The sequence below is a fragment of the Bradyrhizobium sp. 21 genome (assembly GCF_023073335.1).
In the GTDB taxonomy this organism is placed as follows: Bacteria; Pseudomonadota; Alphaproteobacteria; order Rhizobiales; family Xanthobacteraceae; genus Bradyrhizobium.
Genome location: NZ_JADPJG010000035.1, coordinates 271,660 through 295,176 on the forward strand (window position 1 = coordinate 271,660; position 23,517 = coordinate 295,176).

The following is a 23,517-nucleotide window of genomic DNA, read 5'->3' on the forward strand; positions in this document are numbered from 1 at the left end:
GAAGAGAAGCTGCGATGCCGGGCCCGCGTGATCCCAAATCTTCCTTTTCAGAGGGGTCTCCCGTTCAGGGGTCCCTGATATCAGGGGCGACCCGGCGGAGCGCGCTCGGCCTGTTGCTCGGCGCGCCCGTGCTGTCGGCCTGCGCCGGCGTGCAGCAGAGCCTCAGCCAGTTCTCCAATCCGTTCAGCAGCTCCTCGCCGCCTCCGGCCCAGCCGGCCGGGCCGCCGCAACAGTCGACGACCGCCGGCACCGGCGGGGTCAAGGTCGCCGTGATCCTGCCGCTCTCGGCCGCCGGCAATGCGGGCCTTGCCGCGCAGTCGATGCGCAACGCCGCGGAGATGGCGCTGGCCGAGTTCCAGAATCCCAACATCCAGCTCCTGATCAAGGACGACAATGGCAGCCCGCAGGGCGCGCAGGCGAGTGCGCAGCAGGCGGTCGACGAGGGCGCCGAGATCATCCTGGGGCCGCTGTTCGCCCAGTCGGTGCCTGCGGTGGCGCAGATCGCGCGCACGCGCGGCATCTCGGTGATGGCGTTCTCGACCGATTCCAGCATCGCCGGCCGCGGCGTCTATCTGCTGAGCTTCCTGCCGGAGTCCGACGTCAATCGCATCGTCGAATATTCCGCCAGCATCGGAAAGCGCTCGGTCGCCGTGCTCGTGCCCGACAATGCCTATGGTAACGTGGTCGAGGCCGCTGTGAAGGCGGCGGTGCCGCGCCGCGGCGGGCGCATCGTCGCGTTCGAGAAATACGGCGCCGATCGCGCGACGCCGGCACGGACCGTGGCGCAGCAGCTCGGCGGCGCCGATGCGCTGTTCATCGCCGATGACGGCGACGCGGTGGTTTCGGTCGCGGATGCGATGACGGCCGCTGGTGCGAATTTGCGCAATATCCAGCTGCTCGGCACCGGCCTGTGGGACAGTCCGCGCGTCTATGCCAACCAAAGCTTGCAAGGCGGCCTCTACGCCGCGCCCGATCCGGCGGGCTTCCGCGCCTTCTCCGGCCGCTATCGCACGAAGTATGGCGCCGAGCCGATCCGCACCGCCACCCTCGCCTATGACGCGGTCGCCCTCGTCGCCGCGCTCGCGCGCACGCAAGGCACCGCGCGCTTCTCGTCCGACGTGCTCACCAATCCCTCGGGTTTCGCAGGCATCGACGGCCTGTTCCGCTTCCGCGCCGACGGCACCAACGAGCGTGGGCTGGCGGTGATGAAGGTGACGAGCGGCGGCGGCGTCGCGGTCGCGGGCTCGCCGAAGAGTTTTGGGGCCTGACGGCTACGCCGCCAGATCCGCAACCACCGCGTCCAGCACCGGGAATCCGCTGCTCGTCACGCGCAGCCGCCCCGTCGCATCGACGGTGATCGCGCCTTCTTCGCGCAGCAACGTGATGCGCTTGGGGTCGAGCGAGCGGCCTGACAGCGCTCTGTAGCGCTCGGGGTCGATGCCTTCGGCAAGACGCAATCCCATCAGCAAGAATTCGTCGGCGCGCTCTTCGCTGTTGAGGAGATCGTCGGTGATGTTGCCGTGACCGTTGCTCTCGACCCGCATCAGCCAGGCTTCGGGGCGCTTTTCGGTGGCGGTGGCGTGCCTGATACCGTCGATGTCGAGCCGGCCATGCGCGCCGGGGCCGATGCCGGCATATTCCTCGCCGCGCCAGTAGACCAGATTGTGCCGGCACTCGGCGCCGCGCCGCGCGTGATTCGAAATCTCGTAGGCGGGCAGGCCGAGCCTGTCGCAGGTCTCCTGCGTGACGTCGTAGAGCGCGCGCGCGACCGCTTCGTCCGGCGTCTTCAATTTACCGGCCTGGTGCAGGCCGAAGAACGGCGTGCCTTCCTCGATCGTCAATTGATAGAGCGACAGATGCTCGGCGGCTTCATCGATGGCGAGACGCAGTTCGTCGGCCCACATCGCCGGGGTCTGGTCGGGGCGGGCGTAGATCAGGTCGAACGAATAGCGGTCGAAGGAGCGGCGCGCGATGGCGACGGCGTCGAGTGCCTCGCGCGCGCTGTGCATGCGGCCGAGCGCCTTCAGCGAGGCATCGTCGAGCGCCTGCACGCCGAGCGAAACACGGTTGACGCCGGCGGCGCGATAGCCGGCAAAACGTGTGGCTTCGACGCTGGTCGGGTTGGCCTCCAACGTGACCTCGACGTCTTTCGCCACCGTCCAGTGCTTGCCGATGGCGTCGAGCACGGCGCCAACGGTTGCAGGCTGCATGAGCGAAGGCGTGCCGCCGCCGAGGAAGATCGAGGTCACTTCGCGGCCGGGCGAGCGCTGCGCGGTCGTTTCGATCTCGCGCGCGAAGGCGGAGGCAAAGCGCGTCTCGTCGATCGCGGCGTGGCGGACATGGCTGTTGAAGTCGCAATAGGGGCACTTCGACAGGCAGAACGGCCAGTGCACGTAGACGCCGAATGCTTTGGATTCTTGTTTTGACGCGTTTTCCTGGCGCGAACCGGTACCCACTTCGCTCGAAAACGCTCTAGCGCGGCTCAAGGCAGATCTCCGCCAGTTTCACGAAGGCGCGGGCACGATGCGACAGGCCAAGACCGAGCGGCGGCAGGCCGTGCTTCTCGATGCTCTCCATCTCGCCGAAGGTGCGGCTGTGGCCGTCGGGCAAAAACATCGGGTCGTAGCCGAAGCCGGCGGTGCCGCGCGGCGGCCACACCAGCGTGCCGTCGACGCGCGCCTCGACCTCTTCGAGATGATCGTCGGGCCAGGCGACGCAGAGCGCGGAAACGAAATGCGCCTTGCGCTTGTCGGGCGTGGTCGCGCCGCGCTCCTGCAACAGCCGTTCGATCTGCGCCATTGCCGCGGCAAAATCCTTGCTCGGACCGGCCCAGCGCGCGCTGTAGATGCCGGGCGCGCCATCGAGCGCGTCGACCACGATGCCGGAATCATCGGCGAAGGATGGAAGCTTCGTCGCCTGCGCCGCCGCGATCGCCTTGATCGCGGCGTTGCTGCGGAAATCGTTGCCGGTCTCTTCCGGCTCGGGCAGGCCGAACTCGCCGGCCGACACCGCCTCGATGCCGTAAGGCGCGAGCAGCTCCTTCATCTCGGCGAGCTTGCCGGGATTGTGGGTCGCGATGACGAGCTTTCCAGTGATTCGGCGGTGCATGGGCCTATTGACTACGCGACGGCCAGTTTCTGCAAGTCCACCAGACGCGCGATGCCCTTCTGGGCCAGCGCCATCAGCGCCAGGAACTCGTCCTGCGTGAACGGCTCGCGCTCCGCGGTGCCCTGCACCTCGATGATGCGGCCATCGCCGGTCATGACGAAATTCGCGTCGGTCTGGGCTTCCGAATCCTCGGCATAGTCGAGGTCGAGCACGGGCGTGCCGTTGTAGATGCCGCAGGAGATCGCGGCGACGTTGTCGCGCATGACGTTGGCCTTGATCATGTTGCGCGCCTTCATCCAGGCGATGCAGTCGGCGAGCGCGACCCAGGCACCCGTGATCGAGGCGGTGCGGGTGCCGCCGTCGGCCTGGAGCACGTCGCAATCGACCGTGATCTGGCGCTCACCCAGCGCCTCGAGATCGACGATGGTGCGAAGCGAGCGGCCGATCAGGCGCTGGATCTCGACGGTGCGGCCGCTTTGCTTGCCGGCGGAGGCCTCGCGGCGGGTGCGTTCCGAGGTCGCGCGCGGCAGCATGCCGTATTCGGCGGTGACCCAGCCGCGGCCCTGGCCCTTCAGCCATGGCGGCAGGCGGTCTTCCAGCGTGGCGGTGACCAGCACATGGGTGTCGCCGAACTTCACCAGGCAGGAGCCTTCCGCATATTTGACCACGCCGCGCTCCAGCGTCACGGGGCGCAATTCGTCGGGCGCACGGCGGCTTGGCCGCATGGGAAATCCTCCAAAACTCTCGGAAAAGGGCTGTTCGCGGTGCTTGTAGGTGGGGTGAGGGTGGGCGGCAAGGGGGCTGCGAGGGGGCGGCAAGGCTTTTCAGTCCCAGGCAACCTTCAAGCCATCGCAACACCACGCTTGTCAGGGGCCTCCCAGATGGCCAAATTGTCAGCATGCGACAGGAGTTACCGTTTGTGGCCCATCACGATCCGATCCATCTGATCGCGCCGCGCGCAGGCCTCGCCCAGCTCAACGAGCGTTCCCGCGACATCTTTCGTCAAATTGTCGAAAGCTATCTCGCCACAGGGGAGCCCATGGGCTCGCGCAATATTTCCCGCCTGATCGCCACGCCGCTGTCGCCGGCCTCGGTCCGCAACGTCATGGCCGATCTGGAACAGCTCGGCCTGATCTACGCCCCGCACACCTCCGCCGGCCGGCTGCCGACGGAACTGGGCCTGCGCTTCTTCGTCGATGCCTTGATGCAGGTCGGCGACCTCAGCGAGGCCGAACGGCATTCGATCCAGGGCCAGCTCGCTTCCGTTGGCCAGGCGCAATCGGTCGAGGCGGCGCTCGACCAGGCGCTGACGCGGCTCTCCGGTCTCACGCGCGCCGCTGCGGTGGTGCTGACGCCAAAATCCAATGCGCGGCTCAAACACATCGAATTCGTTCGCCTGGAACCGGAGAAGGCGCTGGTGATCCTCGTCGGCGAGGATGGCCAGGTGGAAAACCGCGTGCTGGTGCTGCCGCTCGGGGTTCCCTCCTCGGCACTCACCGAGGCCGGCAATTTCCTCAATGCCCGGATCCGCGGTCGGACCTTGGCCGAGGCGCGGCTCGAGCTTGAGACTGCACTCGGAGAGGCCCGCGCCGAGCTCGATCAGCTCACGCAAAAGGTGATTTCCGCCGGTATCGCCAACTGGTCCGGCGGCGAGAGCGAGGACCGCCAGCTCATCGTCCGCGGCCACGCCAATCTGCTCGAAGATCTGCATGCGCTGGAGGATCTCGAGCGCGTTCGCCTGCTGTTCGACGATCTCGAGACCAAGCGGGGCGTGATCGACCTGCTCGGCCGGGCCGAGACCGCGGAAGGCGTGCGGATCTTCATCGGCAGCGAGAACAAGCTGTTTTCGTTGTCGGGCTCCTCCACCATCATCTCGCCCTATCGGGATGCCGCCGGCCATATTGTCGGCGTCCTGGGCGTAATCGGGCCGACGCGGCTGAATTATGCCCGGGTGATCACGACCGTCGACTACGCCGCGCGCATCGTCAGCCGCCTTCTCGGAGGCTGACCGGCGTTCCCCCCGATCACGGGCGCTTGATTTCCGCCGTCCAAAGCACGATATCCGGGCGAGAAAAATCCCTGAGACGTTTGAGAAGAGAGCCGATGACCGATCGAGACCGGCAACCCGAAGACACGGCCGCTGCGACGCCCGAGCCCGTGGTGTCGAAACCCTACATCATGCCGGACGATCCCGAACCCGGCTCGGTCGAGCTGCTGCAGAAGGAAGCCGCCGAGGCGCGCGATCGCATGCTGCGGACGCTGGCCGAGATGGAGAATTTGCGCAAACGCACCACCAAAGAGGTTGCGGATGCCCGTCTCTACGGCATCACCGGCTTTGCCCGCGACGTGCTCGACATCGCCGACAACCTCCAGCGCGCGCTCGATGCCGTTCCGGCCGAAGCCCGTGCGGCGGCCGATCCCGGCCTGGCCTCGCTGATCGAGGGCGTCGAGCTGACCGAGCGCTCGCTGCTCAACGCGCTGGAGAAACACGGCGTGAAGAAGTTCGACCCCTCGGGCCAGAAGTTCGACCCGAACTTCCAGCAGGCGATGTTCGAGGTGCCTGATGCGTCGGTGCCCGCAGGCACCGTCGTGCAGGTCATGCAGGCCGGCTACACCATCGGCGAGCGCGTGCTGCGTCCCGCTTTGGTCGGTGTCGCCAAGGGCGGCGCGAAGGCCGCGCCCGCCGCCAACACCAATGAGCCGAACAGCGCGGCGTAAGCCGCGCCTACGCGCTCGCCGCGATATCTGCGGACTGAATTCGCTTCACGCCGGCCTTGGCCATATCGGCCCAGGCTTTTGCGAGCGAGCCCTGATTGTCGATGCCGCGGCAGGCGTCTTCCACCACATAGACCTCGAAGCCCGCCTTGCGCGCGTCGAGCGCGGTCCAGGCGACGCAAAAATCCGTCGCCAGCCCCGCGACGAAGACGCGCTTGATCTTGCGCGCCTTCAGATAGCCGGCAAGGCCGGTCGAGGTCTTGCCGTCAGCTTCGAGGAAGGCCGAATAGCTGTCGACGTCCTTGTGAAAGCCCTTGCGGATGACGATCTCGGCGTGCGGGATCGCAAGGTCCTTCGACAGCGCCGCGCCATCGGTGCCCTGCACGCAATGGTCGGGCCACAGCACCTGCTTGCCGTAGGGCAGGTCGACGGTCTCGAACGGTTTCTTGCCGGAGTGGACTGACGCAAACGAAACGTGGCCGGGCGTATGCCAGTCCTGCGTCATCACCACGTTCGAAAATGCCTTGGCCATCTTGTTGATGACCGGCACCACCTGCTCGCCTTCCTTCACGGCGAGGCTGCCGCCCGGCAGGAAGCAGTTCTGCACGTCGATCACGAGCAGCGCGGACGCATCGTCCGGCTTGATCGATGCCGCCGCAAAGAGTGGGGTTGGAGCGATCGCCGCGAGCGCCGTCGTCGCAAGCGCCGCCAAAATGTATCGCCGATCCAGCATCGTTCGCCTCCCTCCAGATTGAACGGGGGAGAGCCTAGTTCCGCCAGTGTACGAACAGAAGCCCGAAAATGCAGCCGGTTCTGTCCAGCGCTTGGGCTAGCCCTTTGGCTGGATGCCGTCGCGGACCGCGCGGAAGCGGGTAAAGGCCGTGGGCCATTGGTCGCGCGGGGCGCTGGCGATGATACGTAGCGAGGCGCCACCGCCGCTGAAGCGGATCCACTGCACCACGGTCACCGCCGTCTTGTCCTTGCCGCTGATGCCGTCGATCCGGGTCTCGAAACCCTGCTGGCCGTTGATGCGGATCGGCTCGGACATGGTGACGCGCGACTCGCGCACGCCGGGAATCTGGAGCGCCGCCTCCTGGGCGAAGCGGGCGCGGTCGTCGGCGGCTTGCGGGGTGGCGCCGATCACGCCGAGGATCATGAACGGCTTCGATTCATAGCCTGTGCTCTCGTCGCCGTCGGCCAGGATGATGCTTGAGCCCGGCGCCAGCATGCGGACGTCCTTGAAATCGGCGAGATCGGTGATTTTGAACGGCATCAGCGCGATCTGCTCGTCGGCCGAGACCTGCTTGCGGGTGACGACGCTGGCAAACATCTGCCGCACCGCTTCGTCGGTGTGGATCTTGGTCGCATTCTCCGGGATCTGCACCGCGACATAGCCGGAGAATCCGGCGCCCGGCACGATCATCGAATAGCGCCTCACCGGGGTATCGCCGGCCTTGCCGCTTTCGGTGGTGAAGTAGGCGAGGCCCGCGGGCGTCTCGATCTTGTCCTGCTTGACGCCGTTGGCTCCGGCCGGATTGGAATTGAAGGCGCTCACGACCTCGCCATAGGCCGCCGGCGGCAGCTCGGTGATCAGCACCTTGACGTTGCCGTCCTCGCTCTCGAAGCCGGGAAAGGTCTTGGCCGTGCTCAGCCCGACCAGCGGCACCATGCCGAGGCGCAAGCCCGGCGGGAAAACGGCGTCGGCAGCCAGGGCCGGAAGCGTGGAGGCGACGAGGAGGGCGAGCGCGGCGAGGGGGCGGATCAGCTTCATGGGCACTCTGATTGGTTCACATTGAGGCCGTTCGATGGTCGTCCACCGGGCCGCTTTGTCGCGCGAAGCAGCCACGATGGCGGCTGTCCGGCCGTCCGCCTTTTAGCGGGTTTGGCTCGCCGGTAACAGAGCGCGCCGGATCACGGTGGCGCGGGTTGGCTGATGCCTGAACCTGTTAATAATTTCTCACCCGCAAGGGCGGTTCAGCCCGGATATGATCTTCCAAAACCCAATGTTTTCACGGCCGAAACTTGCGTTCGGTCCTTGCGGGCCCCTCCCCCCCTCCTATATGAGCGTCAACCATCGCAATATCGCGAATGTTTGATCTTAGGGGGTTTCGGTTCGGGTGCCTCTTGGGCCCAACCAACCTGCCGCAAAAAGAAGGATATCAGGACCATGGGAAAGGTCATTGGGATCGACCTCGGCACCACGAATTCGTGCGTCGCCGTAATGGATGGCAAGAACGCCAAGGTCATCGAGAATTCCGAAGGCATGCGCACGACGCCTTCGATCGTCGCCGTGACCGACGACGGTGAGCGCCTCGTCGGCCAGCCTGCGAAACGCCAGGCCGTCACCAATCCCGAGCGCACCTTCTTCGCAGTGAAGCGCCTGATCGGCCGCCGCTACGACGACCCGATGGTCGAGAAGGACAAGAAGCTCGTTCCGTACAAGATCGTGAAGGCGTCCAACGGCGACGCCTGGGTCGAGGCCGACGGCCAGACCTACTCGCCCTCGCAGGTCTCTGCGTTCATCTTGCAGAAGATGAAGGAGACCGCGGAAGCCCATCTCGGCCAGAAGGTCGACCAGGCCGTCATCACCGTTCCCGCCTACTTCAACGACGCCCAGCGCCAGGCGACCAAGGACGCCGGCAAGATCGCGGGTCTTGAAGTGCTGCGCATCATCAACGAGCCGACCGCGGCCGCGCTCGCCTATGGTCTGGACAAGACCAAGGCCGGCACGATCGCCGTGTACGACCTCGGCGGCGGCACGTTCGACGTCTCGATTCTCGAAATCGGCGACGGCGTGTTCGAAGTGAAGTCGACCAATGGCGACACCTTCCTCGGCGGCGAAGATTTCGACATGCGCCTGGTCGGCTATCTCGCCGACGAGTTCCAGAAGGAGCAGGGCATCAACCTGCGCAACGACAAGCTCGCGTTGCAGCGCCTGAAGGAAGCCGCTGAAAAGGCCAAGATCGAGCTGTCGTCGACGACGCAGACCGAGATCAACCTGCCGTTCATCACCGCGGACCAGAGCGGCCCGAAGCATCTGACGATGAGGCTCACCCGCGCCAAGTTTGAAGCGCTGGTCGACGACCTCGTCCAGAAGACCGTCGAGCCCTGCCGCAAGGCGCTGAAGGATGCCGGCCTCACCGCCGCGGAAATCGGCGAAGTGGTGCTGGTCGGTGGCATGTCGCGCATGCCGAAGGTCCAGGAAGTCGTGAAGCAGCTGTTCGGCAAGGAGCCGCACAAGGGCGTCAACCCGGACGAAGTCGTGGCGATCGGCGCCGCGATCCAGGCCGGCGTGCTTCAGGGTGACGTCAAGGACGTGCTGCTGCTCGACGTGACCCCGCTGTCGCTGGGCATCGAGACGCTGGGCGGCGTGTTCACCCGCATCATCGACCGCAACACCACGATCCCGACCAAGAAGAGCCAGGTGTTCTCGACCGCCGAGGACAGCCAGAACGCGGTCACGATCCGCGTCTTCCAGGGCGAGCGTGAAATGGCGGCCGACAACAAGATACTCGGCCAGTTCGACCTGATGGGCATTCCGCCGGCCCCGCGCGGCATGCCGCAGATCGAGGTGACCTTCGACATCGACGCCAACGGCATCGTCAACGTGTCGGCCAAGGACAAGGCCACTGCCAAGGAGCAGCAGATCCGCATCCAGGCCTCCGGCGGCCTGTCGGAAGCCGACATCGAGAAGATGGTCAAGGACGCCGAGGCCAATGCCGAGGCCGACAAGAAGCGCCGCGAGGCCGTGATGGCCAAGAACGAGGCGGACGGACTGGTGCATTCGACCGAGAAGGCCCTGGCGGAGCACGGCTCGAAGGTTGGCGAGCCCGAACGCCGCGCCATCGAGGATGCCGTCAGCGACCTCAAGGAAGCGCTGAAGGGCGACGATGCCGAGGCGATCAAGGCCAAGACCCAAACGTTGGCCCAGGCTTCGATGAAGCTCGGCGAGGCCATGTACACGCAGCAGGCCGAGGCCGACGCCAAGAAGGATGCGGCCAAGGACGACGTCGTCGACGCGGAATTCACCGAAGTCGACGACGACAAGAACAACAAGAAGTCCGCCTGAGCCCCGCGAGGGTGACGATGCGGACGGCTTGGACCCCATACGCGCCGACGGCCTCCTCCCTCGCGGGGGAGGCCATCGTGTCGGGTCGCACGGGCCAAGACGCTGTTGGAATCGGCCCCGTTACGATCGATCAATTCCCAGCCGCTATGCTGAACGCCGCCATGCGGCCCTCTGCCGCAAGGCGGAGGAGCGCTTATATCGTCACGTGCCGACGTCGTTTCGCTCCGATTTGAATCGCGATTGGATAGACCGAGCTCATCATGTCCACGTCCACCAAGCGCTGCTATTACGAAACCCTCGAAGTCGAACGCGGTGCCGACGATTCCGTCCTGAAATCGTCCTTCCGCAAGCTGGCAATGAAGTTTCATCCGGATCGCAATCCCGGGGACGACACCAGCGAAATCAAGTTCAAGGAAATCAACGAGGCCTACGAGGTCCTGAAGGACAAGGACAAGCGCGCCGCCTATGACCGTTTCGGCCATGCCGCCTTCGAGCAGGGCGGTCCTGGCGGCGGTGCCGGTTTCGGCGCGGGCTTCGCCTCCTCTTTCTCTGACATTTTCGAAGATTTGTTCGGCATGGCCGGACAGCGCGGCCGCGGCGGCCGCGAGCGCGGCGCCGACCTGCGCTACAACATGGAAATCACGCTCGAGGAAGCTTTTGGCGGCAAAACCGCGCAGATCGAGATCCCGGTCTCGGTCACCTGCGAGGCCTGTTCGGGCATCGGCGCCAAGGCCGGCACCAAGCCGAAGACCTGCTCGACCTGCGGCGGCGCCGGACGCGTACGGCAGTCGCAGGGCTTCTTCACGCTGGAGCGCACTTGCCCGGGCTGTCAGGGCCGCGGCCAGATGATCGAGGACGCCTGCCCCTCCTGCTCGGGCCAGGGCCGGGTAACGCGCGAACGCAATCTCTCGGTCAACATTCCCCCGGGCGTCGAGGACGGCACCAGGATCAGGCTCGCCGGCGAAGGCGAAGCCGGGGTCCGCGGCGGCCCGCCCGGTGACCTCTACATCTTCCTGTCGCTGGCTCAGCACCAGTTCTTCCAGCGCGACGGCGCCGATCTGCATTGCCGAGTGCCGATCTCGATGGTGACGGCGGCGCTCGGCGGCGAATTCGAGGTGCCGACGATCGAGAAGGGCAAGACCAAGGTGAAGGTCCCCGCCGGGACCCAGTCGAGCCGTCGATTCCGCATTGCGTCAAAAGGCATGCCGGTGCTGCGCTCGCGCCAGATGGGCGACATGTACGTTCAGGTCGTGGTCGAGACCCCGCAAAATCTCACCAAGAAGCAGCAGGAATTGCTGGCTGAGTTCGAAAAGCTCTCCTCCGGCAACACCCAGCCGGAATCCGAGGGCTTCTTCACCAAGGTCAAGGATTTCTTCGGTAATCGGGCGAATTGACCCGGCTTGACCATACCGCCTTCGGCCTATACCTCTTTGTGACCATTTTCTGACACGCCGCGGTCACGCGGTCCCGTCCGGTCCAGACATGCCATTGCCATCGTCCGCGCGTGCGTTGAAGAAGCCCCGTCTCGATGACGAGGTGCGCTTTCTCAGATCGTGGATCGAAAAGCCCCTCCACATGGGCGCGGTGATGCCATCGGGCAAGCTGCTGGCCCGGACCATGGCCCATTACGTCGATATCGACTCGGACGCGCCGGTGGTCGAGCTCGGACCCGGCACTGGTGCCATCACTTCGGCGCTGGTCGAGCGCGGCGTCGACCAGAAGCGCCTCGTCCTCGTCGAATACAATCCCGGCTTCTGCGCCCTGCTGCGCGACCGCTATCCGCAGGCCAAGGTGGTGCAGGGCGATGCCTACCGCCTGCGCGACACGCTCTGGAACGTCTTGAGCGCGCCGGCCTCCGCCGTCGTCTCCGGCCTGCCGCTGGTCACAAAGCCGATGCTGACGCGGCTGCGGCTGATCCGCGACGCCTTCACGGCGCTGGCGCCCGGCGCGCCCTTTGTCCAGTTCACCTATGCGGTGGTGCCGCCGATTCCGAAATCGCTGCCCGGCGTGTCCACAGAGGCCTCGGAACGGATCTGGATGAACCTTCCGCCGGCCCGCGTCTGGGTGTATCGCAAGCACTAATCCCGCCGGCATTCCCCTTTGCGCGGCGGCCGGTTTCGCCGAACGCATGGAAGCGGATGTCCGCACCCAAAATCCTGATCATTCCCGGCTCGCTGCGCACCGGCTCGCACAATGCGAAGCTGGCGGCGGTCGCGGCCCATGAATTCGCCCAGACCGGCGTCGACATCACCCGCATCTCGCTCGCCGATTTTCCGCTGCCGATCTATGACGGCGATCTTCAGGCCAAGTCGGGTGTGCCCAAGCACGCAATCAATCTCAAGCGCATGATCGGCGCGCATCATGGCGTGCTGATCGTCTCGCCCGAATACAATGCCTCGGTGCCGCCGCTGCTGAAGAACGCGATCGACTGGGTTAGCCGCGTGCATGAGCTGCACGAACCGCGCGGCGAGGTGTTCCGCAACCGTGCCTTCGCGCTCGCCGGCGCCTCGCAAAGCCGGCTCGGCGCGGCCCGCGCGCTGCAGGCGTTGCGGCTGATCCTGACCTCCTGCCACGCCAATGTGATTGCCAGCCAGCTCACGCTCGCCTTTGCCGATCAGGCCTATGACGATATGGACAGGCTGAAGAACGAGGGCGACACCGCCGCCTTGAAGGAGATGGTGCGGCAGTTGATCGACATTTCCCAACGCATGATGTGAGGTGACATGACGCCAGCCGAGATCGCCCCGAAAGACCGCTTGATCGTCGCGCTCGATCTGCCCAGCGTTGATGCCGCGGAAGCGATGGTCAACCGGCTCGGCGACAGCGTCACCTTCTACAAGATCGGCTACCGGCTCGCTTATGCCGGCGGCTTGCCGCTGGTCGGCAAGCTCGCCGACAAGGGCAAGAAGGTCTTTCTCGATCTCAAGCTGCACGACATCGGCAACACCGTGGCGCAGGGCGTCGACAGCATCACAAGGCTCGGCGCGACCTTCCTCACCGTGCACGCTTATCCGCAGACCATGAAGGGTGCCGTCGAAGGCCGCGGCAGCTCCAGCCTGAAGATTCTCGCCGTCACGGTGCTGACCTCCTACAACGAGGACGATCTGCACGCGGCAGGCTTCCGGCTCGGCGTCTCCGAGCTCGTCGAAGCGCGCGCGCAGCAGGCGCAGGTGCTCGGCGTCGACGGGCTCGTCTGCTCGCCGGAAGAGGTCGGAGCCCTGCGCAAGATCGTCGGCCACCAGATGAGCCTCGTCACCCCCGGCATCCGGCCGGCAGGTGCGGCGACCGGTGACCAGAAGCGCATCATGACGCCGGGACGTGCAATCGCGGCTGGTGCCGATTATCTCGTCGTCGGACGGCCGGTGGTCGAAGCCGCCGACCCCAAGGCGATTGCGGACGCCATCCAGGCCGAGATCGCGCAGGCGCTGGGCTGAACAACCACCAGGGAGAAGAACAATGGCAAAGGGCTACTGGATCGGACGCGTCGACGTGAGCAGTGACGAGGGCTACAAGCCCTATGCCGTCGCCAACGGTCCGATCTTCAAGAAGTGGGGCGGCCGCTTCGTCGTCCGCGCCGGCAAGTTCACCACCGTCGAAGGCGCCAGCCGCACCCGCAACGTCGTGATCGAATTCCCGGACTATGAGACCGCGATCGCCTGCTACAACTCGCCGGAATACCAGGCCAACATCAAGGTGCGCCAGCCGCACTCCGTCGCCGACCTCATCATCATCGAGGGTTATGACGGCCCGCAACCGTCAGACGGCTGAGGCGGTATCTGCGCGCGCCTCGTCCTTCGAGACGACCGCTCTGCGGTCTCCTCAGGATGAGGCTAAGCAGCATCAGCACCCGTTGAATTAGCTGCCACGTACTCCGACCTCATCCTGAGGGCCCGCCGTAGGCGGGCGTCTCGAAGGATGGGGCCGCGGGCGAGCGATCCGCCGCGTTTCACTTCGCGACCCCCTCGGTTGCCGGAACTGCCTCCCGCCGCTACAACGCACCTGAGAGGATCACACCATGTCCGACATGCGCTTGATTGTTGCTGGAGCCGGCGGCCGGATGGGCCGGGCGCTGACGCGGGCGATTGCCGAGACCAAAGGCGCGGTGCTGGCCGGCGCGCTGGAGGCGCCGGGCTCGGAGCTGCTCGGCAAGGATGCCGGCGTGCTCGCAGGCCTGCCGGCCAACGGCATCAAGCTCTCCGGCGATCTATGGGCGATGTCGAAGGACGCTGACGGCATTCTGGATTTCACCGTGCCCGCGGCGACCCTCGCCAATGTCGCGATCGCCGCCGAGCGCGGTCTCGTGCACGTGGTCGGAACGACCGGGCTGTCAGGCTCCGACAACGCCGTGATCAAGAGCGTCACCAACCGCGCGGTGGTGGTGCAGTCCGGCAATATGAGTCTGGGCGTCAATCTGCTCGCCGCCGTGGTCAAGCGCGTCGCCAAGGCGCTCGACGAGAGCTTCGACATCGAGATCGTCGAGACCCATCACCGCATGAAGATCGACGCGCCCTCGGGCACCGCCCTGATGCTGGGCCAGGCCGCAGCCAGCGGCCGCGGCATCGCGCTCGACGAGCATGCAGACCGCGGTCGCGACGGCATCACCGGCGCGCGCAAGCCCGGCGACATCGGCTTTGCGTCGTTGCGCGGCGGCACCGCCGCCGGCGATCACACCGTGAGCTTCCTCGGTCCGTTCGAGCGCCTGACGCTGTCACACCACGCCGAGGATCGCATGCTGTTCGCCCACGGCGCGCTGAAAGCGGCACTGTGGGCGCATGGCAAGAAGCCGGGGCACTACTCCATGGCCGATGTGCTCGGCCTCGCTGATCTCTGAACGAAGCAAGCAACGGAAATAGTCAATGAGCGAACGTCTTCTCGTGCTCGTGCGCCACGGCCAGAGCGAATGGAATCTGAAGAACCTGTTCACGGGTTGGAAAGACCCTGACCTCACCGAGCTTGGCGTGAAGGAGGCAACCGAAGCCGGCCGCAAGCTGAAGACGCAGGGGCTCGTGTTCGACGTCGCCTACACCTCGGTCTTGACGCGCGCGCAGCACACGCTCGATCTCATTCTGGGCGAGCTCGACCAGAAGGGCCTGCCGACGACGAAGAACCTCGCGCTGAACGAGCGCGACTATGGCGATCTTTCCGGCCTCAACAAGGACGACGCCCGCAAGAAATGGGGCGAGGACCAAGTGCTGATCTGGCGCCGCTCCTACGACGTGCCGCCGCCCGGCGGCGAAAGCCTGAAGGACACGCTCGCGCGTGCGCTGCCATACTACGTGCAGGAGATCCTGCCCGGCGTGCTCAACGGCAAGCGCACGCTGGTGGCCGCCCACGGCAATTCGCTGCGCGCGCTGATCATGGTGCTGGAAAAGCTGTCGCCCGAAGGCATCTTGAAGCGCGAGCTCGCCACGGGTGTGCCGATCATCTACCGGCTGAACGCGGATTCGACGGTGGCGTCGAAGCTGGATCTGGCCTCGTAAGGCAATCCAAACCTTGGTGTCGTCCCGGCGAAGGCCGGGACCCATAACCCCAGGGAGAAGTTTGGCGAAGACTGCAGTTGGCGTGACTTCGCTTGGGACTGGCACCGTTCGTCCCCGATAGATCACGCGGTATGGGTCCCGGCCTTCGCCGGGACGACAAGAGCTACTGCATTCCCAACTGCCCGGCTTCCCAGCCCAGCATCGCCTGCTTGCGGGTGATGCCCCAATGGTAGCCGGTCAGCGTGCCGCTCTTGCCGAGCGCGCGGTGGCAGGGCACGACGAACGAGACCGGGTTCTTGCCGACCGCGGCGCCGACGGCGCGTGAAGCCTTCGGGCTGTCGATCTTGCAGGCGATGTCGGAGTAGGACACCGCGCGGCCCATCGGGATCTTCAGCAGCGTCTCCCACACCCGCACCTCGAAATCGGTGCCGATCATGACCACGCGCAGCGGCTGGTCCGGCCGCCACAGTTTTGTGTCGAAGATGCGCTGCGCCAGCGGTGCGGTGCCTTCGTGATCCTCGACATAGGTGGCGTTCCGCCATCGCCGCGTCATGTCGGCAAGCGCCACCTGTTCCTCACCGGGATCGGCGAAAGCGAGTCCCGACAGGCCGCGATCGGTCGCGATCACGATCGCGGTGCCGAACGGTGAGTGATGGAAGCCGTAGCGCAAGATGAGCCCCGCGCCGCCGTTCTTCCATTCGCCCGGCGACATCGCCTCATGGGTGACGAAGAGGTCGTGCAGGCGCCCCGGGCCGGAGAGACCGGAGTCGAGCGCAGCGTCGAGGATGCTCGCGGAGTCCCTGAGCAGCCCCTTGGCGTGGTCGAGGGTGAGCGCCTGCATGAAAGCCTTCGGCGTGATCGAGGCCCACCGGCGGAACAAATGGTGCAACTCATCCGGCGTGACCCCGGCCGCATCCGCCATCGCTTCGATGGCCGGCTGCGTGCGCCAGTTCTCCGAGATGAAGGCGATCGCCCGGCGCACGGAATCATAGTCGCGCATCGCGGCGTTCTGGGAGCCCGGCCCGGCCAGGCGCTGATCATTTATGGCGAGTGTCATCATGACCGGAAATGTAGGCCTACGGCCGGCCCGAAACCACCCGATTTCCGATCCGCAATCAGGAGACTGGGTTGTAGGTCGGGCCGCGTTTGGCGGCGTTGAGAGCCTCGACCAAACCTTTGTAAAAACTTGCCTTTTCGTCTGGTCCCAGGAAGCGGGCGATCTGGATCTGGTGACCGCGCGAGATCAGATAGAGATGCTCGATGCCGAAATCCTCGTCGATTTCCATGTCAAGCCGGACCCAGAGCGGATTGAAGGTCCACTCGACAACCTGGCCGCGTTGGCTGACGCGCCGTACCCGCAATTCAGACGTCGTAACCGTAATTTCCTCGCGCGCCCGCGCCGCGCGGAAATTGGCCTTGAAGGCCCACCAGATCACCAGCACGTCCAGCCCGAAGAAGCCGAACACCGGCCACGCGCCCATCATCAGGAAGACGAGGCCGGTGACGAAGCTGACGACGCTCAGGAACAGCATCACGGCGAGGAAGCCGGTGCGGTTCAGCGAGCGGTGCGGCGTCAGCAGGGCGGAAAAGATCCGAGGCTCGACCTCGGCTGCAGATCGTTCGCGCTCAATTTCGTTGCCTGTGCTCATCGTCCCTCAGTATATCCCGATCATGGCGAAAATCACCCTCAAGCCGGCCTCGCGCAAAGCGCCCGTGCCGAAGAAAAAGGCGAAAGCGGTCGTCGCGAAGCCAAAGGCCGCCGCGAAAAAGTCGCTCAAGGCCACGAGACCCAAGCCTACAAAACCCAGGCCTACAAAACCCTGGACGCCCGCCGAGGTCCACGAGGTCTTCAGCCGTTTCCGCAAGGCCAATCCGGAGCCGAAGGGCGAGCTTGAGCACGTCAATCCGTTCACGCTGCTGGTCGCCGTGGTGCTGTCGGCACAGGCGACCGACGCCGGCGTCAACAAGGCCACGCGCGCGCTGTTCGAGATCGCCGACACGCCGCAGAAAATGCTCGATCTCGGCGAGGAACGCCTGCGCGACTACATCAAGACCATCGGCCTCTACCGCACCAAGGCGAAGAACGTCATTGCACTGTCGGCAAAGATGCTCAGCGAATTCGGCGGCGAGGTGCCGCGCACGCGCGCCGGGATCGAGTCGCTGCCCGGCGCCGGACGCAAGACCGCCAACGTCGTGCTCAACATGGCCTTTGGCGAGCACACCATGGCGGTCGATACGCATGTCTTCCGCGTCGGCAACCGGACGGGCCTTGCGCCCGGCAAGACGCCGCTGGAGGTCGAGCTTGGTCTCGAAAAGGTGATCCCGGCCGAGTTCATGCTGCACGCCCATCATTGGTTGATCCTGCATGGCCGCTATACTTGCCTCGCGCGCAAGCCGCGCTGCGAGGTATGCCTGATCAACGATCTCTGCCGGTGGCCGGAGAAGACGGTGTGAGGCGGCGGCGAGATCTACGTTCGGAAGGTCGGTTTGGGGGCATGTCGTGAGTCAACTAGAACAAGTCTCGCCACCGCCCGCCGCGGCGCCTGCCCCGCCGCCCAAGTCCTCGCAGCCACCGGCGCGCTCGCTGTGGAGCCGGCTCGCGATTCCGCTGTTCGCGGTGATCGTCGCGCTCGCCTTCGTCGCGCTCGCAACGCAGCGCTTCGACGAATGGGTCGGCAACACCGTGGTCCAGACCACCAACGACGCCTATGTGCGCGCCGAGCTGACGCGGCTTGCGAGCCGTGTCTCCGGCGAGGTCCTGACGGTCGGGGTCACCGACTTCCAGCGCGTCAAGGCCGGCGATCTCCTGATCCAGATCGATCCTGCCGACTATGAGGCGCAAGTCGCGCAGTCCGACGCCGCGGTCGCCGCCGCGCAAGCCGTGCTGGACAATCTGGCCAATCAGATCGAGCTGCAATATGCGACGATCGCGCAGGCGCAAGCCGCGCGGCTCTCGGCTGAAGCCTTGGAGGTCGAGGCGCGGCAGGAGCAGGAGCGACAGCAATCGCTGACGCAGACCGAATCCGGCACGCGGCAGCGGTTCGAGCAGGCGGTCGCCGGCTATGCCAAGGCGCAGGCCGACGTGCGCGCGAGCCGCGCCGTGATCGCGGCCCAGCAGCACCAGCTCGAGGTTCTCCAGGGGACCAGGAAGCAGCGCGCCGCCGATCTCGAAGCGACCAAGGCGACGCTTGCGAGCGCCAAGCTGAAGCTCGGCTACACCAAGATATCGGCGCCGTTCGACGGCGTCGTCGGCGAGCGCCAGGTGCAGCCCGGCGACTACGTCAACATTGGCACCAACCTCATCAACGTGGTGCCGCTGCCGAAGGTCTATGTGATCGCGAACTACAAGGAGACCCAGCTCACGCACGTCGCGCCGGGCCAGCCGGTCGAGATCACCGTCGACAGTTTCCCGCGCGAGAAGCTCCGCGGCCGGGTCGAGCGCATTGCGCCCGCGACTGGCGCGCAGGTCGCGCTGCTGCCGCCGGACAACGCCACCGGCAACTTCACCAAGGTCGTGCAACGCATTCCCGTGCGCATCCAGTTCGACGACAACCAGCCCCTGCTGGCGCGGCTGGTGCCGGGCATGTCGGTCGTCACCAGCATCGACACCAAGGCCGGCAATGGCGGAAAATGACGATTCCGGTCGCGGGCCGCTCTCGCGCGGTGGCGTCGCGCCTCAGCCCTTGTTTGCCGTGGCGGCGGTGCTGCTCGGCTCGTTCCTCGCCAATTTCGACAGCCGCCTCACCACAATTGGCTTGCCCGATTTGCGCGGCGCATTCTCGCTCTCCTTCGACGAGGGCGCCTGGCTTTCCACCGCAGGCATCGGCTCGCAGATTTTCATCGCGCCCGCGGTGGCCTGGCTTGCCACCGTCTTCGGCCTGCGCCGCGTGCTCGGCATCCCCAGCCTCGTCTATGCCGCGGTGTCACTGATCATCCCGTTCGTGCACGATTATCCGACATTGCTCGCGCTCAGCGTCGTGCATGGGTTGCTGCTCGGTACCTTCGTGCCGGCGACGCTGATGATCGTGTTCCGCAATCTGCCGATCCGCTGGTGGCTTCCGGCGATCTCGATCTACTCGATCCGCGTCGGCTTCGCGCTTGATACGTCGAGCTCGCTGGTCGGCTTCTATGTCGATCATCTCGGCTGGCAATGGCTGTACTGGCAGAGCGTCGTGATCGCGCCCCTGATGGGCCTGATGGTCTATCTGGGCACGCCGAACGAGCCGGTGAACCGCGCTTTGCTGCGCGAGGCCGATTGGGGCGGCATGCTGCTGCTCGGCGCCGGCGTTTCGATGATCTATGCCGGCCTCGACCAGGGCAATCGGCTTGACTGGCTGGGGTCGGGGACGGTGATGGCATTGATCATTGCCGGCGCGGTGCTGGTCGCGGGCTTCCTCGTCAACGAGTCCCTGGTGCGGCAGCCCTGGGCGCACGTGAACGTCTTGTTCTCGCGCAATATCGGTCTGGGGCTGGTCTTGATCCTGCTCTACACACTGACCAGCCTGTCCAACGCGTCGCTGGTGCCGAACTTCCTCGCAACCATCGCCCTGCTCAGGCCGGAGCAGAGTGGCCTGTTGCTGCTCACCTATGGTGCGTTGCCGATGTTCGTGCTGGTGCCGTTCTCGATCTGGCTGCTGCGGCATTTCGATACGCGGGCGGTGGTGGTCGTGGGATTTGCCTGCTTCGCCGCCGCCAATCTTTGGGGCACGCAGCTCAGCCATGATTGGGCACGCGAGGATTTCGCCGGCATCGTGCTGCTCCAGGCCATCGGGCAGTCGCTGACCTTGCTGCCGCTGATCATCACGCTGCTGTCCAATTCCGATCCGAGCCGCGCCACCTCGTTTGCCGCCTATATCCAGATCATGCGGCTCGGCGGCGCCGAGATCGGCGTGGCGCTGATGGGGACGTGGCTGCGCGTCCGCGAGCAGGTCCATTCCTTCTATCTCGGCCAGAATCTCGGCGTCGGTGATGTCGATGTGGTCCGCATGCTGAAGCAGCTCGCCGACCATTTTGCGGCCCATGGTGCGGGCTCGGCACAGGCGCGCGCGGTCGGCACGCTCGCGGGCTTCGTCCAGCGCGAGGCCAATGTGCTCGCCTATATCGACGGTTTCTGGCTGTGCTTCTGGGTGGCGATGGCCGGGCTCGGCGTCGTCGCGCTGGTCACCCGGGCGCCGCCTGGCCCGTTCACGCCGGCGCCGTTCGGCTTCGCCAGGATGCTGTTGCGCAAATGCGGGATGTCGCTGAGGTAGTCAGCATCACCGCATCTGCCGCGCCGGCTCGATCAGCTCGGGCCGCGGTCCTGAGAGCCGCTTGTGCATGTGGACCATGAAGGCCATGGCGAAGATCGGCGTCGCCAGATTGACGATCGGGATCGAGACGAAGGCCGCAATGAACAGGCCTGCGGTGAAGATGGTCGCGGCGTTGTCGCGCCGCATCGCCTTGGCTTCCTCCGGCGAGCGGAAGCGCATCGCGGCGAGCTCGAAATATTCGCGCCCCAACAGCCAGGCCGTGGCGAGGAAGAAGACCAGGAAGCCGGCTCCGGCGATCAGCACCAGCGGCAACGCGACCAGATAGACCAGGATCGTCAGCAGCGCGGTCTTGACGCCCTCATAGATCGCCTGGCCGACCGGCAGCGCGACGCCCGGCCGCTCCGCCGGATAATGCTCGCGCTCGACGATGTCGGCGACGTCGTCGACGAACAGGCTCGCCACCAGCGAGGTGATCGCGGGCATCAGGAACACAGCTCCGAACACGACGCCAAGGCCCGCGGCGATCGAGATGATCCAGGCCAGCACCTCGAGCGACGCGTGCCAGCCCGGCCCGAGCAGGCCCTCCAGCCAGGCCTCGCCATAGGTCGCAAACCAGCTCAGCAGTCGCTGCAAGCCGATCGCCAGTACGATGATCAGCACCAGTGCGACGCCGATCGACCGCCACAGGATCGAGCGCATCGGCGGCGAGATCATTTGCGACAGCGCCTTTACGGCGGCATCCAGCATGGGACTACCTCTCAGGAAAACCACCCGCGAGAAGTAGACACCCCAGGGCGCCTCGGCAAGGGAGGCTGACCTTGTCCAGCCTGCGGCCCAAGGCTCCGCAAGTCCTTCCGTCGTGACCTTCGCGGTCTCCTTCACCGCGGCGTCCGCCATGCGCTTCACCGCGAAGGTCTCGCGCGGCGGCGGCGTGATCGGATCGAAACCGAGATTTCGCTCAAACCCCTTTGCAGTCAGCCAACTTCCGCTGCCGGCCCGGTGATCCGACGCCTGCAATCTTAAATCGCAATCTTCGGCGTCGAACGGTCGTGACCGCTGACCAATTCTGTGCCGATGTGAGGCTGTCGAGGTTCTGCCCTGCCAAACAAGAGGTCTTTTGAAAAAATATCGCTCAATGCCTGAACCAATTGGTGTGTGAGATTACACCTATAGTTGAGGTGCGACAATCCGCCTTCCAATCACAAACGGAGGAAGTCATGGCAAGCTCGACCAAGCGTGTCGCGTTGATGAACAGCGCACGGAAGTTGCCGAAGGGGGCCAAACTCGTTGGCGCGGCCGATCCCAAGCAGGAAATCGAGATCAGCGTCCGCCTGCGTGCCAAGCGCGCGGACGACGAGCAGGTGATGGCGCTCGGCGCGCAACCGCCGCGCGAGCGAAAATATCTCTCGCGTGCCGAGTTCGCCGAGGAGATGGGCGCCGACCCCGGCGACGTCGCCAGCATCGACGATTTCGCGCACCATCACGATCTCAACGTCAAGAGCGTGCACCTGGCGTCCCGCACGGTGAAGCTGACCGGCACTGTGAAGGCGCTCAGTGCAGCCTTCGGCGTCAAGCTCAACAAGGTGCGCCACGAGGGCGCGACCTATCGCATGCGCAAAGGCAGCGTGCAGATCCCGGCCGAGCTCGAAGGGATCGTTGTCGGCGTGCATGGCCTCGACAACCGGCCGGTGGCGCAGCCGCACTTCCGGCGCAAGGTCACCGGGAAGGGCGCGACGGCGCGCGCAGCGCAGGGTGGCAGCTTCTCGGTCGAGGAGATCGCCCAGCTCTACAATTTCCCTGGCGGCGAGACCGGTGCCGGCCAGTGCATCGCCATCATCGAGCTCAACGACATCGACCAGAAGGGCCATCCGACGGGGGCGGGCTACAAGACGTCGGACTTGCGCACCTTCTTCAAGAAGGCGGGCATCCCGATGCCGAAGATCGCGCCCGCGAGCGTCGACGGCGGCGCCAACAAGCCGGGTCATTCCGACGCGGACGGTGAGGTCGTGCTCGACATCGAAGTGGCCGGCGCCATCGCGCCCGGCGCCAAGATCGTGGTCTATTTCGCGCCCAACACCACCAACGGCTTCATCGACGCGGTGAAGGCCGCCGTCCACGACACCGCGCGAAAACCCTCGGTGATCTCGATCAGCTGGGGCGGGCCGGAAGACCAGGACGGCTCGCAGCAATTCGCCGACGGCCTCAACGAGGCGATCCGCGACGCCGCCGCGATGGGCGTCACCGTCTGTGTTGCCTCGGGCGACAATGGCTCGGCCGACATGGGCCAGGATTGGGACGGCAAGCCGCACGCGGACTTCCCGGCCTCGAGCCCCTTCGCGCTCGCCTGCGGCGGCACCAATCTCAGGGCGACGAATGGCCAGATCAACGAGGTGGTCTGGAATGGCGGCCCGCAGGGCGGCGCCGGCGGTGGCGGCGTCAGCGTCATGTTCGCGCAGCCGAAATACCAGGCCAACGCGCACGTGCCGAAATCGCCGGCGCATCGCAGCGGCCGCGGCGTGCCTGACGTCGCCGGCGACGCCGATCCCGCGACCGGCTACGAGATCTTCCTCAACGGCGTCGGCACCACGATCGGCGGCACCAGCGCGGTGGCGCCATTGATGGCTGGACTGATCGCCCGCATCAACGAGGCCACGATGAAGAAATTCGGCAAGACCGTCGGCTTCATCAACCCGCTGATCTACGCCTCGCACGCGCAAGGCGCGTTCCGCGACATCACGTCCGGCAACAACGACATCACCGGCGACTTGCACGGCATGTACAAGGCCGGCTCCGGCTGGGATCCCTGTACAGGTCTCGGCGTCCCCGATGGCGCGGCGTTGCAGAACTTGCTGGCGGCGTGATCCAGACTCTTTCCTCTTCCTCTCCCCGTTGTTAC

General features: G+C 65.6%; 23 protein-coding genes. 15 read left to right on the forward strand and 8 right to left on the reverse strand.

Annotation, left to right across the window (positions count from 1 at the left end; translation table 11 throughout):
- Window positions 1-14 precede the first annotated feature (14 nt).
- Entirely contained in the window at window positions 15-1,268 is a 1,254-nt protein-coding gene (locus tag IVB31_RS29955; RefSeq protein ID WP_247331343.1) for a penicillin-binding protein activator, read from the forward strand.
- Window positions 1,269-1,271: 3 nt separating this feature from the next.
- On the opposite strand, the gene hemW is transcribed toward IVB31_RS29955, so the two are convergent.
- From hemW to rph, 3 genes are read right to left on the reverse strand one after another with little or no spacing between them, the layout of a single operon-like run.
- Window positions 1,272-2,456, reverse strand: coding sequence for a radical SAM family heme chaperone HemW (hemW, locus tag IVB31_RS29960; protein WP_247332314.1), 1,185 nt, complete (start codon window positions 2,454-2,456; stop codon window positions 1,272-1,274).
- A 16-nt stretch (window positions 2,457-2,472) separates the two neighbouring features.
- Entirely contained in the window at window positions 2,473-3,108 is a 636-nt protein-coding gene (gene rdgB / locus IVB31_RS29965; RefSeq protein ID WP_247331345.1) for an RdgB/HAM1 family non-canonical purine NTP pyrophosphatase, read from the reverse strand.
- 11 nt (window positions 3,109-3,119) lie between these two features.
- Window positions 3,120-3,833 (reverse strand): ribonuclease PH, encoded by a 714-nt coding sequence (rph, locus tag IVB31_RS29970; RefSeq protein ID WP_247331347.1) that lies wholly within the window; start codon window positions 3,831-3,833, stop codon window positions 3,120-3,122.
- Between the two features lie 194 nt (window positions 3,834-4,027).
- Between rph and hrcA the strand changes: the two genes are divergently transcribed.
- Both hrcA and grpE read left to right on the forward strand, forming a co-directional pair.
- Window positions 4,028-5,116 (forward strand): heat-inducible transcriptional repressor HrcA, encoded by a 1,089-nt coding sequence (gene hrcA, locus IVB31_RS29975; RefSeq protein ID WP_247331350.1) that lies wholly within the window; start codon window positions 4,028-4,030, stop codon window positions 5,114-5,116.
- Window positions 5,117-5,211: 95 nt separating this feature from the next.
- The gene (grpE, locus tag IVB31_RS29980) at window positions 5,212-5,826 is read left to right on the forward strand and encodes a nucleotide exchange factor GrpE (RefSeq protein WP_247331352.1); all 615 of its coding nucleotides are present in this window, start codon (window positions 5,212-5,214) and stop codon (window positions 5,824-5,826) included.
- Window positions 5,827-5,833: 7 nt separating this feature from the next.
- Here the strand turns inward: grpE and pncA are convergent, their stop codons facing one another.
- Window positions 5,834-6,556 carry a bifunctional nicotinamidase/pyrazinamidase gene (gene pncA / locus IVB31_RS29985; RefSeq protein WP_247331354.1) on the reverse strand — a complete coding sequence of 241 codons (723 nt, stop codon included), beginning with the start codon at window positions 6,554-6,556 and terminating at the stop codon, window positions 5,834-5,836.
- Between the two features lie 96 nt (window positions 6,557-6,652).
- A complete protein-coding gene (locus tag IVB31_RS29990) occupies window positions 6,653-7,594 on the reverse strand; it encodes a hypothetical protein (RefSeq protein ID WP_247331356.1) in 942 nt (313 codons plus the stop codon).
- Window positions 7,595-7,990: 396 nt separating this feature from the next.
- Here IVB31_RS29990 and dnaK point away from each other — a divergent pair, with 396 nt between their 5' ends.
- From dnaK to IVB31_RS30030, 8 genes are all read left to right on the forward strand, one after another.
- The gene (gene dnaK / locus IVB31_RS29995; protein ID WP_247331358.1) at window positions 7,991-9,892 is read left to right on the forward strand and encodes a molecular chaperone DnaK; all 1,902 of its coding nucleotides are present in this window, start codon (window positions 7,991-7,993) and stop codon (window positions 9,890-9,892) included.
- A gap of 260 nt (window positions 9,893-10,152) precedes the next feature.
- Entirely contained in the window at window positions 10,153-11,286 is a 1,134-nt protein-coding gene (gene dnaJ / locus IVB31_RS30000; protein ID WP_247331361.1) for a molecular chaperone DnaJ, read from the forward strand.
- Window positions 11,287-11,374: 88 nt separating this feature from the next.
- The gene (locus IVB31_RS30005) at window positions 11,375-11,974 is read left to right on the forward strand and encodes an rRNA adenine N-6-methyltransferase family protein (protein ID WP_247331363.1); all 600 of its coding nucleotides are present in this window, start codon (window positions 11,375-11,377) and stop codon (window positions 11,972-11,974) included.
- A gap of 56 nt (window positions 11,975-12,030) precedes the next feature.
- Window positions 12,031-12,609, forward strand: coding sequence for an NAD(P)H-dependent oxidoreductase (locus IVB31_RS30010; RefSeq protein ID WP_247331365.1), 579 nt, complete (start codon window positions 12,031-12,033; stop codon window positions 12,607-12,609).
- 6 nt (window positions 12,610-12,615) lie between these two features.
- Window positions 12,616-13,326 carry an orotidine-5'-phosphate decarboxylase gene (gene pyrF, locus IVB31_RS30015; protein ID WP_247331367.1) on the forward strand — a complete coding sequence of 237 codons (711 nt, stop codon included), beginning with the start codon at window positions 12,616-12,618 and terminating at the stop codon, window positions 13,324-13,326.
- 22 nt (window positions 13,327-13,348) lie between these two features.
- The gene (locus IVB31_RS30020; RefSeq protein ID WP_027566211.1) at window positions 13,349-13,660 is read left to right on the forward strand and encodes a DUF1330 domain-containing protein; all 312 of its coding nucleotides are present in this window, start codon (window positions 13,349-13,351) and stop codon (window positions 13,658-13,660) included.
- A gap of 247 nt (window positions 13,661-13,907) precedes the next feature.
- Entirely contained in the window at window positions 13,908-14,723 is an 816-nt protein-coding gene (gene dapB / locus IVB31_RS30025) for a 4-hydroxy-tetrahydrodipicolinate reductase (protein ID WP_247331369.1), read from the forward strand.
- 25 nt (window positions 14,724-14,748) lie between these two features.
- The gene (locus IVB31_RS30030; protein WP_247331371.1) at window positions 14,749-15,372 is read left to right on the forward strand and encodes a 2,3-bisphosphoglycerate-dependent phosphoglycerate mutase; all 624 of its coding nucleotides are present in this window, start codon (window positions 14,749-14,751) and stop codon (window positions 15,370-15,372) included.
- Window positions 15,373-15,535: 163 nt separating this feature from the next.
- Here the strand turns inward: IVB31_RS30030 and IVB31_RS30035 are convergent, their stop codons facing one another.
- Both IVB31_RS30035 and IVB31_RS30040 read right to left on the reverse strand, forming a co-directional pair.
- A complete protein-coding gene (locus tag IVB31_RS30035; protein WP_247331373.1) occupies window positions 15,536-16,432 on the reverse strand; it encodes a bifunctional helix-turn-helix domain-containing protein/methylated-DNA--[protein]-cysteine S-methyltransferase in 897 nt (298 codons plus the stop codon).
- 55 nt (window positions 16,433-16,487) lie between these two features.
- Window positions 16,488-17,021 carry a DUF2244 domain-containing protein gene (locus tag IVB31_RS30040; protein WP_247331375.1) on the reverse strand — a complete coding sequence of 178 codons (534 nt, stop codon included), beginning with the start codon at window positions 17,019-17,021 and terminating at the stop codon, window positions 16,488-16,490.
- 22 nt (window positions 17,022-17,043) lie between these two features.
- On the opposite strand from IVB31_RS30040, the gene nth reads away from it, so the two are divergent.
- The 3 genes from nth to IVB31_RS30055 are packed head-to-tail and all read left to right on the forward strand — an operon-like array spanning window position 17,044 to window position 20,621.
- The gene (gene nth, locus IVB31_RS30045) at window positions 17,044-17,826 is read left to right on the forward strand and encodes an endonuclease III (protein WP_247331377.1); all 783 of its coding nucleotides are present in this window, start codon (window positions 17,044-17,046) and stop codon (window positions 17,824-17,826) included.
- A 46-nt stretch (window positions 17,827-17,872) separates the two neighbouring features.
- Entirely contained in the window at window positions 17,873-19,006 is a 1,134-nt protein-coding gene (locus IVB31_RS30050; RefSeq protein ID WP_247331378.1) for an HlyD family secretion protein, read from the forward strand.
- A complete protein-coding gene (locus tag IVB31_RS30055; protein WP_247331381.1) occupies window positions 18,993-20,621 on the forward strand; it encodes an MFS transporter in 1,629 nt (542 codons plus the stop codon). Before IVB31_RS30050 ends, IVB31_RS30055 begins: the two co-directional genes overlap by 14 nt.
- A 6-nt stretch (window positions 20,622-20,627) precedes the next feature.
- On the opposite strand, the gene IVB31_RS30060 is transcribed toward IVB31_RS30055, so the two are convergent.
- On the reverse strand, window positions 20,628-21,368 hold the full coding sequence (locus IVB31_RS30060) for a sulfate transporter family protein (RefSeq protein WP_247332317.1): 741 nt from the start codon (window positions 21,366-21,368) through the stop codon (window positions 20,628-20,630).
- A gap of 470 nt (window positions 21,369-21,838) precedes the next feature.
- Between IVB31_RS30060 and IVB31_RS30065 the strand changes: the two genes are divergently transcribed.
- On the forward strand, window positions 21,839-23,482 hold the full coding sequence (locus IVB31_RS30065) for a S53 family peptidase (RefSeq protein ID WP_247331383.1): 1,644 nt from the start codon (window positions 21,839-21,841) through the stop codon (window positions 23,480-23,482).
- Window positions 23,483-23,517 lie beyond the last annotated feature (35 nt).